The organism is Streptomyces sp. NPDC058052 (genome assembly GCF_042885515.1).
GTDB lineage: Bacteria > Actinomycetota > Actinomycetes > Streptomycetales > Streptomycetaceae > Streptomyces.
The window spans coordinates 121,732-133,715 of record NZ_JBHVRX010000001.1; the positions used below are offsets into that span (position 1 = coordinate 121,732).

Genomic DNA, 11,984 nt, shown 5'->3' on the forward strand with positions numbered 1-11,984 from the left:
CCAGGATAGGCCCGCCCGGACAGGCCGGAGGCCCGGCACCCCTGGTGGGGTGCCGGGCCTCCGGACGAGGTGCCGACGTCAGGCGTCGAAGACCTCGTTGACCAGCTGCTGCTGCTCCGCCTGGTGACGCTTGGCCGAGCCGACCGCCGGGGACGAGGAGTGCGGGCGGGAGATCCGGCGCAGGCGCTCGCCCGCCGGGATGTCCGCGCCGACCGCCAGGTCGAGGTGGTCGATCAGGTTGAGCGCGATGAACGGCCACGCACCCTGGTTCGCCGGCTCCTCCTGCGCCCAGATGTACTTCGCCGCGTTCGGGTACTTGGCGATCTCGGCCTGGAGCTCGGCACCCGGCAGCGGGTACAGGCGCTCCAGACGGATGATCGCGGTCTCCGTGTCGCCGCGCTTCTGGCGCTCGGCCTCCAGGTCGTAGTAGACCTTGCCGGCGCAGAAGACGACCTTGCGGACGTCGGCCGGGTTCACGGTCGAGTCGCCGATCACCGGGCGGAAGCCACCGGTGGTGAACTCCTCCACCTTGGACGCCGCGGCCTTCAGACGCAGCATCGACTTCGGGGTGAAGACGATGAGCGGCTTGTGGTGCGGGTTGTGGACCTGCCAGCGCAGCAGGTGGAAGTAGTTCGACGGCAGCGTCGGCATGGCGACCGTCATGTTGTCCTGGGCGCACATCTGGAGGAAGCGCTCCGGGCGCGCGGACGAGTGGTCCGGGCCCTGGCCCTCGTAGCCATGGGGCAGGAGCAGCGTGACGCCGGAGGTCTGGCCCCACTTCTGCTCGGCCGAGGAGATGAACTCGTCGACGACGGTCTGCGCGCCGTTGACGAAGTCGCCGAACTGGGCCTCCCAGACCACCAGGGAGCTGGGGCGGGCCAGCGAGTAGCCGTACTCGAAGCCCATCGCCGCGTACTCGCTGAGCAGCGAGTCGTAGACGTTGAAGTGGGCCTGGTCCTCGGCCAGGTAGAGCAGCGGGGTGTAGTCCTCGCCGGTCTCCTGGTCGACCAGGACCGCGTGGCGCTGGCCGAAGGTGCCGCGGCGGGTGTCCTGGCCCGACAGGCGGACCGGGGTGCCCTCCATCAGCAGGGAGCCGATGGCGAGGGTCTCGCCGAAGCCCCAGTCGATGGTGCCGTCGTCGATCGACGCCGCGCGGCGCTGGAGCTGCGGCAGCAGGCGGGAGTGGACGGTGACCCGCTCCGGGATGCTGACCTGCGACTCGGCGATCCGCTTCACGACCTCCTGGGAGACCGCGGTGGTGACGGCGACCGGGAACTCGGCCTGGGCGTCCGGGACGGTCGTCGCCGCCGGGGCGGCGGTGGCCTCGCGGACCTCCGCGAAGACCTTCTCCAGCTGGCCCTGGAAGTCCTGGAGCGACTGCTCCGCCTCTTCGAGGGTGATGTCGCCGCGACCGATGAGCGACTCGGTGTACAGCTTGCGCACCGAACGCTTCTTGTCGATCAGGTTGTACATCTGCGGGTTGGTGAACGACGGGTTGTCGCCCTCGTTGTGACCGCGGCGGCGGTAGCAGATGAGGTCGATCACGACGTCCTTGTTGAACGTCTGGCGGAACTCGAAGGCGAGCCGCGCGACGCGGACCACGGCCTCCGGGTCGTCGCCGTTCACGTGGAAGATCGGCGCCTCGATCATGCGGGCCACGTCGGTGGCGTACATGGAGGAGCGGGACGACTCGGGAGCCGCCGTGAAGCCGACCTGGTTGTTGATGACGATGTGGACCGTGCCGCCGGTGCGGTAGCCGCGCAGCTGCGACATGTTCAGGGTCTCGGCCACCACGCCCTGGCCCGCGAAGGCCGCGTCGCCGTGCAGGGCCACCGGCAGGACCGTGAAGTCCGTGCCGCCCTTGTTGATGACGTCCTGCTTGGCGCGGACGACACCCTCCAGGACCGGGTCGACCGCCTCCAGGTGGGAGGGGTTGGCGACCAGGGAGACCTTGATCTCCTCGCCGTCGAGACCGGTGAAGGTGCCCTCGGCGCCCAGGTGGTACTTCACGTCGCCGGAGCCGTGCATCGACTTCGGGTCGAGGTTGCCCTCGAACTCGCGGAAGATCTGCGCGTACGACTTGCCCACGATGTTCGCGAGGACGTTGAGGCGGCCGCGGTGGGCCATGCCGATGACGACCTCGTCCAGGCGGGACTCGGCGGCGGAGTCGATGACCGCGTCGAGCAGCGGGATGACGGACTCGCCGCCCTCCAGGGAGAAGCGCTTCTGGCCGACGTACTTCGTCTGCAGGAAGGTCTCGAACGCCTCGGCCGCGTTCAGGCGGCGGAGGATGCGGAGCTGCTCCTCGCGCTCCACGCGCGCGTGGGGACGCTCGACGCGGTCCTGGATCCACTTGCGCTGCTTCGGGTCCTGGATGTGCATGAACTCGATGCCGGTGGTGCGGCAGTACGAGTCGCGCAGGACGCCGAGGATGTCGCGGAGCTTCATCATCGACTTGCCGGCGAAGCCGCCGACCGCGAACTCGCGCTCCAGGTCCCACAGGGTGAGGCCGTGCTCGGTGATGTCCAGGTCGGGGTGCTTGCGCTGCTTGTACTCCAGCGGGTCGGTGTCGGCCATGACGTGGCCGCGGACCCGGTAGGAGTGGATCAGCTCGAAGACGCGGGCGGCCTTCGTGACGTCGTCGTCGTGCGACGCGTCGATGTCCTTGAGCCAGCGGACCGGCTCGTAGGGGATCCGCAGCGACTTGAAGATCTCGTCGTAGAACTCGTTCTCGCCGAGGAGGAGGTTCGCGACGATCCGCAGGAACTCGCCGGAGGCGGCACCCTGGATGACCCGGTGGTCGTAGGTCGAGGTCAGGGTCATGACCTTGGAGATGCCCAGCTTGTTCAGGGTGTCCTGGGAGGTGCCCTGGAACTCGGCCGGGTAGTCCATCGAGCCGACGCCCATGATGACCGACTGCCCGGGCATCAGACGCGGCACGGAGTGGACCGTGCCGAGGCCGCCGGGGTTGGTCAGGGAGACGGTGACGCCGGAGAAGTCCTCCATCGTCAGCTTGCCCACGCGGGCGCGCTTGACGATGTCCTCGTACGCCTGCCAGAACTCGAAGAAGTTGAGCGTCTCGGCCTTCTTGATGCCCGCGACGACGAGCTGGCGGTCGCCGTTCGGCTTCACCAGGTCGATGGCGAGACCGAAGTTCACGTGCTCCGGCTTGACCAGGGTCGGCTTGCCGTCCTTCTCCGCGAAGGAGTAGTTCATGGACGGCATGGCCTTGATCGCCTGCACCATGGCGTAGCCGATGAGGTGGGTGAAGGAGATCTTCCCGCCCCGGGCGCGCTTCAGGTGGTTGTTGATGACGATCCGGTTGTCGAAGAGCAGCTTCACCGGGACGGCGCGGACGGACGTGGCCGTCGGCACCTCCAGCGAGGCGTTCATGTTCTTCGCGACCGCGGCGGCCGGGCCACGGAGCGTGATCAGCTCGGGGCCGGCGGGCGCCTCGGCGGCCGGCGCGGCCTTGACGGGCGCCGGAGCGGCGGCCGGGGCCGGCTTCACGGCGGCCGGAGCGGCCGCGGCGGGCTTCGCCGGTGCCGCGGCCGGAGTGGCGACGGGCGCCGGGGCCGGGGCGGGCACGGCGGCGGCCGGAGCGGCAGGTGCGGCCTGTGCGGGGCCCGCCTGCTGCGCCGAGGGCGCGGCCGTCGTGGTGGCGGCCGGGGCGGACGGGGTCTCCGCCGCACCCGGCTTGTAGTCGGCGAAGAAGTCCCACCAGGCACGATCGACCGAATTCGGGTCCTGGAGGTACTGCTGGTAGATCTCGTCGACGAGCCACTCGTTGGCACCGAAGGCGGCTGCGGGGCTCACGCCACGCCCGTCTTGGTCGGCCGGGGAGCTCGGGGTACTGGGGGACTGAGACGACACGGCGGCAACCGCCCTCTTCCGCTTCGCAAGGTGATGGACAGCGGAAATAAAGGCTACGCCTGTCCGGCCGGGACGTGCAGGCCGGGCACTCCAACGTCGCGCAAGTCACACTTGACGGGGTGTTTCGACGCCGTGAATGGCGGGAAACAAGCGGGGTTCCACAGGTGTGAGGGTACGGAAAAGCGCGGCTACGGCCGTCTTCGGCCGCATCCCTGACCACGTCCTGCCCTTGTTCACGCAGAACGTTCGCTTCCGGTTCGAACCCTACGTCAATCGCGCAGGGGAAGGCTGCCCGGAAGAGTGACGCGGATGCGGCACCCGCGTGAAGATTCGGCCACGCCGATTCCGCCACCGTGGAGATCCACCGCCCAGCGGGCGATCGCCAGCCCCAGACCGGTGCCCCCGTCGCTCCCCGGCCCCTGCCGGTCCGGGGCCGTGCCCCGGTTGAACCGCTCGAAGACCTTGTGCCGCTCCTGCTCGGGGATGCCCGGACCCTCGTCCTGGACCACCAGCTCCAGCGACTCCGGGTACGGACCGCGCCGGGCCCGCACCGTCACCCGCCCGTGCGGCGGGGAGTGCTTCACCGCGTTGTCGATCAGGTTCGCCATCACCTGGTGCAGCCGCTCCACGTCCGCGTACGCCGTCAGGTCGGACGGCGACACGTCCAGGTGCAGATGCACGTCCGTACGCCGGTGCAGACCCGACGTCGACGGGAGCCCGCGCTGCGCGGCGGCCAGATTCGCCTCCCGCAGCACCCCGGACAGATACGGCCACACCTCGAAACGGCGCGCCCGGAGCTGTACGACACCGTTGTCGAGCCGCGACAGGTCGAGCAGCGTCTCCACCAGCCGGCCCAGCCGCTCGGTCTGCTTCAGCGCCGACCGCATCGTCTCCGGATCCGCCTCCGAGACCCCGTCGACCACGTTCTCCAGCACCGCCCGCAGCGCCGCGATCGGCGTGCGCAGCTCGTGCGAGACATTGGCGACCAGCTCCTTGCGGTGCCGGTCCACCGCCTCCAGGTCGTCCGCCATCCGGTTGATCGTCGACGCCAGGTCGCCCAGTTCGTCGCGCCGGTCCGCGCCCCGCACCCGCCGCGAGAAGTCACCGCGCGAGATCGACCCCGCCACCGTGTTCATCTCGTCCAGCGGAGCCGTCAGCGACTGCGCCACGAACTGCGTGATCAGCAGCGTCGCGATCATCGCGAAGATCGTGATGTACCGGAACTCGGTGGACGTGCGGATCGCCACCAGCGCCAGGCCGGAGGTCAGCAGCACCGCGCCGACGACCAGCGCGCCCAGCTTCGTCTTGATCGAGATCACGATCCGGCGCCGGGACCGTCCGGTGCGCCGCCCCGGCAGGCTCACGACGCCGGGGTCTCCAGCGCGTACCCGACCCCGTGCACCGTGCGGATCCGCTCGGCGCCGATCTTCCGGCGCAGCGCCTTGATGTGGCTGTCCACGGTCCGGGTGCCGGAGGCGTCCGCCCAGTCCCACACCTCCGCCAGCAACTGCTCCCGGGAGAGCACCGCGCGCGGGGTGTTGGCCAGACAGACCAGCAGGTCGAACTCGGTCGGTGTCAGGTGCACGTCCTCCGCCCGCACCCGGACCCGGCGCTGCGCGTGGTCGATCTCCAGCTCGCCCAGGCGCAGGATCCCGCTGCGCGGGGTCACGGCGGCGAGCGCCGCACGCTCCACCCGGCGCAGCAGCACGTGCACCCGGGCGGCCAGCTCGCGCATGGAGAAAGGCTTCGTCATGTAGTCGTCGGCGCCCACGCCGAGCCCGACCAGCATGTCGGTCTCGTCGTCCCGCGCGGTGAGCATCAGCACCGGCACCGGGCGCTGCGCCTGCACCCGGCGGCAGACCTCCAGGCCGTCGAAGCCGGGCAGCATCACGTCGAGCACCATGAGGTCCGGCTGCCACGCCTCGGCCGCCTCCACGGCCGCCGGGCCGTCGGTGGCCGTCTGGACCAGGAAGCCCTCCGCGCGCAGCCGGGCGGAGATCGCCTCCACGATCGTCGGGTCGTCCTCGACGACCAGGACGCGCCGCTGGGCCCCCGGAGTCGCCGCACCCTGGTGAGTGGTGTGTGTCTGCTCCATTGCCCCGCCTCGCGTCGCCGATGTCGGTGCAGCAGCCTAGAGGTACCGGCGGCGTCCCGGCTACGCAGGCCGGACGCCGAGGTGGACCACGTCCGGGACGCCCCGGGCAACGGGGATCTCTTCCGTCCGTACCCCGTTGAATCCGGCATTCCGCAAGGACTCCTCGAAATCGCCGGACGGCCGCGCCGACCACACGGCGAGCACCCCGCCGGGGTTCAACCGTGCCGCGCAGGACGCCAACCCCCTTGCGCCGTAAAGGGATTCGTTGTCCTCGGTGACCGTCCAGTCGGGACCGTTGTCGATGTCCAGGCACAGCGCGTCATAGGTGTCCGGGGACGTCTCCAGGTACGCCACGAGGTCCGTGTGCAGGATCACGGTCCGTTCGTCGGCCAGGGCGCGCCCCGAGAGCGACGCGAGCGGGCCGCTCCGGTGCCAGTCGATGATGGCCTCCTCCCGCTCGACCACCGCGATCCGGCCCCAGCGGGGGTCGGCGGCGGCGTGGGCGAGGGAGAAACCGACGCCGAGGCCGCCGATCAGGACGGACGCGCCCGCGCGCGCGGGCTCGGGCAGCGCCTCCATCGCCGCGTCGACGAGCAGACGCTCGGAGCGTCCGTCGGAGGTGTCCATCAGGAAGGTGCCGTTGGCGATGATCTCGAAGTCGGTGCGGGCGCCGGCGTCCCGGCGCCGCAGGACGACCTCGCCGTAGGGGCCCTCGCGGCGGTCGAGGGTGACGGGGTTGTTCATGGGCGGTCACTCCATGTCTCGTCGTGCGCTACGCGTCGTCCCGGCCATCCTCGCCGAGCACGGGCGGCCGGGACAAACACGTTCTGGAGTCACGGGATGACGCTGGGGCGCCGCCAGACGCCAGGGGCGCGGCGCGTCGCGCTCCACGTACCGCTGGACCGCCTTCAGCCCGCGGCGGGCGTCGACCGGGGTCCCGTAGGCGCGGTCCCAGGTGATCGGCCCCCGGCCGAGCCCTAACCCCTCCCCGGCCAGGGGCCGCGCCAGGCGAACAGGACCGTTCCCGCGCACAGGAGCGCGCCGGCCACCGTCCAGGCCGCGCCCTCCGGGGCCGGCCGGAGCGCCCACCCCCACCAGGCCGCCGCGCCCGCGTCCGGCGGTGTCAGGTAGACCGCCGCCGTGTACGTCACCGGGGGAAGCCAGCTCGCCCGGGCTCCGGCCAGCGCCGCCGCTCCGGCCGTCAGGCCGGTGAGGCCGAGGGTGTTGCGTACGGCGGCGGGCGCGCCGAACTCCGCCGGATGCCCCGGCAGCACGAGGGCGAACAGGCCCGCGGCCAGCGCGACCGGCACCAGGACGTGCCCGAGGCGCAGCGGCCACCAGGGCCGTACCGCCGTCCGGTCCAGCTCGTCGCTCGGCGTGTGCAGCGAGGCCCCGATCGCCGCCGCCACCAGCAGCGGCGCCATCAGCACGGGCACGCGCGCGTGGGGGGACCCTTCCTCCGGCGCGAGCACCCACACCGCGGCGACCGCCGCCAGGAGCACGGCGAGCGTGCCCGGCACCGCGCGGGAGCGCAGGTAGAGCCTCACGGGACGGGCACCTCGCCGGGACGGCAGCCGTTCGCCGCGAGGTACCGGACGAGGTACGCGCGCTGCTCGGCCGGGGACTTCGCCCGCAGCCGGTCCAGGTGCGCCCGGGTGCCGGGGGCATGGGGGCCGTAACCGGGCGGGGAGGGGGCGAGCCATTGGGCGACCGCGAGGTGGATGTCCATCGCCCGCTCCGCGTGCGGCCCCGTCAGGTCGCCCTCCCGGCACTCCTTCGAGAACAGCTGCATCACCGCGTAGTGACGGTAGAGGGCCGGGTCCTCGATCCGGTTCCGGACGACGTCCTGGGCGATGTCCAGAAGGGTTACGTCCCCCGGCTCCTCCTCCATCCTTCCCACCGCCCAGCGGGCGGGGGCGCCCGGCAGCCCCCGGAGCCGTTCGTTCACCGGCTCCAGGGTCTCCGTCAGGGCCGGCAGCAGCCGGGCGTCCAGGGCGACCACGCACACCCGGGGCGTGCCGTCGTCGCAGACCGGGCGGACCGCCGCCGGATCGATCCGCCAGGGCCCGCCGTCCGCGGGGAGCCGCAGGATCGCCGCCGCCGCGCAGGCCGCCACCGTCAGCGGCACGAGCGCGAGGAGACGCGCCCGGGAGGAGCGGAGCCCGTACGCGAGGAGGAAGGCCAGCGCCAGGCCGGCCGTCCACGCGGCCGACGCGGGCGCGTACCACCACACCTGCCGGTACTCGGCCGCCGAGAACTGGGCGCTCGGGAGCAGCCAGCGCGCGGACGCGGAGGTGAAGTCCGCGTAGGCGAAGCCGGTGTAGCCGGCCACGGCCAGCAGCGGTGCCGTCAGCCGCCACCGCACCACCCGCCCCACCACGTGCCCGACGAGCCCCATCGCGCCCACCGCCACCGCGTCCGCCAGCAGCGGGGCGAGCGCGGGCCGGCCCCAGGAGGCGTACGGCCACACCGCCAGCAGCACCCCGGCGTCGCCGAGCAGCACCGCGGCGGCCGGCCACAGCGCCGACGGGGCCGCCGCCACCGTGAGCCGCGGCAGCGGGGACCGGGGTACCGACGCCCACAGGTCCTCGGTGCCCAGCCGCCGGTCCCGGCCGCCCTGGAGGCAGCCCGCCGCCATCGCGAGCGGCCCGCACAGCAGCCCCGCGAGCGGGTGGAGCAGGTTCTCCGCGTCCTGCCAGCGGATCTGCCACTCCGGGGCCTTGGCGTACATCGTGACCAGCATCGTGACCACGATCGCTGCGCCCGTCCACGGCCCGAGACCCCGGCGCAGCTCGGTGCGGAGCGGGCCGGGCGCGGACCGCGCGGTCCGGCCGGCGCCGTCGCGCGGCGGGGCGGGCGCCGGGGCCGTCATCGGGCCGCCCCCGCCCGCGCGCGGTGGGAGCGCAGCGCGGCCGTGTAGCCGCGCTCGATGGCGTTGGCCGTCGGGTCGTCGGCCGGTGCGTCCGCGCCCAGCGCCGTGAGGTCGTCCGTCGTGCCCCGGAAGGCGAGCCGGCCCGCCTCCAGGAGGGCGACCTCCGTGCAGGCGGCGGCCACGTCCTCGACCAGGTGGGTGGAGACCACCACCGTCGCGTCGGTGCCCAGGTCGCGCAGCAACGCCCGGAACTCCACGCGCTGTTCCGGGTCGAGGCCGGCCGTCGGCTCGTCGAGGAGCAGCAGCTCCGGCTCGTTCACGATCGCCTGGGCGATGCCCGCGCGGCGGACCATGCCGCCCGAGAGCGTCCGCAGCCGGGCGTCGATCCGGTCGGCGAGTCCGACGCGGGCCACCGCGCGTTCCACGGCCGCCGGGACCCGGTCGGCCGGCAGCTCCTTCAGCCAGGCCACGTACGCCACGAACTCCCGCACGGTGAACGCCGGATAGTGCCCGAACTCCTGCGGGAGGTAGCCGAGCCGGCGCCGTATCGCGGTCCGCCCGCGCGGGTCGCCGGCGTCCCGGTCGAGCAGCTCGACCCGGCCGGCCGACGGCGCGGCGACGGTCGCGAGGACCCGGACGAGGGACGTCTTCCCGGCGCCGTTGGGGCCGAGCAGGCCCAGGACGCCGGGGGAGAGCCGCAGGTCGAGGCCGTCGAGCGCGGGCGTGCGGGTACGGCGGTGCCGGACGGTCAGGCCGGTCACGGCCACGGTCGTCGGACGCGGTGGGGTCACCGGGGCTCCAGGAGGTCGAAGGAACGGCGCCGCAGCGCCAGCAGGGCCGTCCCGGCCAGCGCGGCGGCCGCCCAGCCGGCCTGCGCGGCCGGACCGGCGGCGTACGGAAGGGGTACGGAGGCGGGTCCGGCCGGCCCGAGCAGCGGCCCCGTGACGGCGAGCAGCCAGCCGCCGCCCAGGGTCGCCGCGGCCGCCCGGCACCCGACGAAGGAGCCGAGCGCGAGGGTGCCCACGGTGAGCGCCAGGCCCGGAGCCAGCCAGGCCGCCGCCCCCGGCAGCCCCGCGGCGGGCGGCAGCAGCGCCCCGGCGGCGGTGAGCGGCGGTACGCACACGGTGAGGACGGCGACCGTGCGGGTGAGCAGCAGGCGCAGGCCGCCGGCCGGGGTGGACGCGGCGATCTCGTGGAGCGGGTCCGTGCGCGGGCCGTACGAGACGGCGACCCCGGCGAGCGGCAGGACGGGCGCGGCGGCGAGCAGCCAGGTGCGGCCGGCCGGGAGCCCGGCGCCGTGCGACAGCGCGAACGCCGCCCCGAGCACCAGCGCCAGCGCCGCCAGCCACGAACCGCGCAGGGCGGGCCCGACGGCCCACCACAGCCGGACGAAGGGGACCCACGCGCGCGCGGGGCGGCGGTGCTCCGGAGCCGGGTGCGGGACGGCCGCCGGTTCCCGGTGGCCCACCGCGCGGAGGAGGTCGGCCCGGAGCGTCTCCAGGACGGGGCCGGCGGGGGACGTCGCGCGGACGGCGGCCGAGACGCGGGCCGCGCAGGGCCCGCAGGACTCGACGTGCTTCTCCAGCGACCAGGCGTCCGGCTCGGGCGCCGAGCCCTCGGCGTACCGGGCCGCCAGCGCGGCGGACACGTGCCACGGGGCGGGAGGGGTCGTCACGCGGTGCCTCCCAGGGGGTGCGGGCCCTGCGGAAGGTGCGCGAGGGCGGCGCGCAGTTCGCGCCGGGCGCGCTGGGCACGGGTCTTGACGGTGCCCTCGGGGATGCCGAGCAGCCGGGCGGCCTCGCGGGTGGTGAGCCCGTCCACGACGGTCGCCCGCAGCACCTCGGCCAGCTCGGGCGAGATCCGGTCCAGCGCGGCGCCCACGTCCCCGTACTCCAGCCCCGCGAGGACCCGTTCCTCGGCGGAGGGGACGGCGGGCAGCGGTCCGGGCGGTACGGCCCCGGCGGGTTCGGCGCGGCCGGCGCGGGCCCGGGCCCGCTGGGCGTCGACCAGCCGGCGGGCGGCGATCACCCACAGCCAGCCGCCGGCCTCGCCGCGGCCCCGGTGGCCGCCGGCGGAGCGCCAGACGGTGACGAAGGTGTCCTGGAGGACCTCCCGGACCGTCTCCTCGTCCGGGCAGCGGCGGGCGAGCCGGGCGTACAGCCAGCCGGCGTGCCGGTCGTGGAGCAGCGCCAGGGCCTCGGTGTCGCCACGTGCGACGGCGCGCAGCAGCGTGGCGTCGTCGGCCGGGTCCTCCCCCTCGCCCCCGGAGGGGCCTCCCCGTGCGGGGCGTGACAGTCTCACACCCTCTCTATCGCGCGGCGGGCCCCGCGCGGTTCGCGGGCGCGGGGACCGGCGTCACGGAGAGGTCGGGGGGCCGCCTTCGGGGAGGGCGTCGAAGACGCGCTGGAGGGCCGCGGGCCGGTCGCCGTCGCCCGCGACGACGAGCCGGTGGTCGTACGTCACGAAGTACTGGAACCCGTCGGCGACCGTCGGTCCGCTCGGGCGTCCGGGCACGCGCGCGTAGGCGGGGTCCTCCAGCGCGGCGCGCAGTCCGGCCAGTTCGGCGGCGGTCATCCGGCCGGTGCGCGACTCCTTGTCCCGGGAGCTGACGGTCCAGCTCCCGTCCTCGCGCACCACGAGCTGGTTGGTCACCCCGGCGATGCCGCCGTTCACCACGACCTCGACGAGCACGGCCGCGGACCGGGGGTCCGCCGTCGACGCCTCCCCAGGCGGGGCCGTGCGCGAAGCCGTGGGCGTACCCGCCGAGTTCGTGTGCGTCGGCGCCGGCGTGGTCGCGGAGGCGCCGGGGCCGGGTGTGGTCCCCGCGCTCGCCGTGCTCCCGCTCCGGGCCCCGTCCGACGGGACCGGGACGTCGGCGTCGGCGCATCCGCTCACTCCGACGACCAGGGCCGCCACCACCGCCGGCACCGCGCCCCACGCGCGCCCGCGCTTGCGCTCCGCACTCTCCATGCGCCCGAGCATGCCCGCCCGCACGCCCCCGCGCAGCCGGAACGCGGCAGGTGCCGTCACCAGAAGAAGTCCCGCGGCCGCGGCGGCCGGTCCGGGGTGAAGCGGATCGTTCCGGCGCGCCCTCCGGCCCGGTCGTCTCCACCCGTGCCACCAGGGGGGCGGGCCAGGAACGCG

The 11,984-nt window shown here is 74.1% G+C and carries 10 protein-coding genes; all 10 read right to left on the minus strand.

Going from position 1 to position 11,984, the window contains the following annotated elements:
- Positions 1–78: 78 nt before the first annotated feature.
- On the minus strand, positions 79–3,873 hold the full coding sequence (locus tag ACFVU3_RS00745; protein ID WP_390062466.1) for a multifunctional oxoglutarate decarboxylase/oxoglutarate dehydrogenase thiamine pyrophosphate-binding subunit/dihydrolipoyllysine-residue succinyltransferase subunit: 3,795 nt from the start codon (positions 3,871–3,873) through the stop codon (positions 79–81).
- A 269-nt stretch (positions 3,874–4,142) separates the two neighbouring features.
- Positions 4,143–5,237, minus strand: coding sequence for an ATP-binding protein (locus ACFVU3_RS00750; RefSeq protein ID WP_390062468.1), 1,095 nt, complete (start codon positions 5,235–5,237; stop codon positions 4,143–4,145).
- Complete coding sequence (locus tag ACFVU3_RS00755) at positions 5,234–5,968, minus strand: response regulator transcription factor (protein WP_390062470.1); 735 nt, start codon at positions 5,966–5,968, stop codon at positions 5,234–5,236. The genes ACFVU3_RS00750 and ACFVU3_RS00755 overlap by 4 nt, the downstream gene beginning before the upstream one ends.
- Before the next feature lie 60 nt (positions 5,969–6,028).
- On the minus strand, positions 6,029–6,712 hold the full coding sequence (locus ACFVU3_RS00760) for a spermidine synthase (RefSeq protein ID WP_390062472.1): 684 nt from the start codon (positions 6,710–6,712) through the stop codon (positions 6,029–6,031).
- A gap of 233 nt (positions 6,713–6,945) precedes the next feature.
- Positions 6,946–7,515: a hypothetical protein gene (locus ACFVU3_RS00765; protein WP_390062473.1), complete on the minus strand. Its 570-nt coding sequence runs from the start codon at positions 7,513–7,515 to the stop codon at positions 6,946–6,948.
- The gene (locus ACFVU3_RS00770) at positions 7,512–8,840 is read right to left on the minus strand and encodes a hypothetical protein (protein ID WP_390062475.1); all 1,329 of its coding nucleotides are present in this window, start codon (positions 8,838–8,840) and stop codon (positions 7,512–7,514) included. The genes ACFVU3_RS00765 and ACFVU3_RS00770 overlap by 4 nt, the downstream gene beginning before the upstream one ends.
- Complete coding sequence (locus ACFVU3_RS00775) at positions 8,837–9,631, minus strand: ABC transporter ATP-binding protein (protein WP_390062477.1); 795 nt, start codon at positions 9,629–9,631, stop codon at positions 8,837–8,839. Before ACFVU3_RS00775 ends, ACFVU3_RS00770 begins: the two co-directional genes overlap by 4 nt.
- Complete coding sequence (locus ACFVU3_RS00780) at positions 9,628–10,515, minus strand: zf-HC2 domain-containing protein (RefSeq protein WP_390062479.1); 888 nt, start codon at positions 10,513–10,515, stop codon at positions 9,628–9,630. The genes ACFVU3_RS00775 and ACFVU3_RS00780 overlap by 4 nt, the downstream gene beginning before the upstream one ends.
- Positions 10,512–11,141: an RNA polymerase sigma factor gene (locus tag ACFVU3_RS00785; protein ID WP_390062480.1), complete on the minus strand. Its 630-nt coding sequence runs from the start codon at positions 11,139–11,141 to the stop codon at positions 10,512–10,514. Before ACFVU3_RS00785 ends, ACFVU3_RS00780 begins: the two co-directional genes overlap by 4 nt.
- Positions 11,142–11,195: 54 nt before the next feature.
- A complete protein-coding gene (locus ACFVU3_RS00790) occupies positions 11,196–11,810 on the minus strand; it encodes a hypothetical protein (RefSeq protein WP_390062482.1) in 615 nt (204 codons plus the stop codon).
- Positions 11,811–11,984 lie beyond the last annotated feature (174 nt).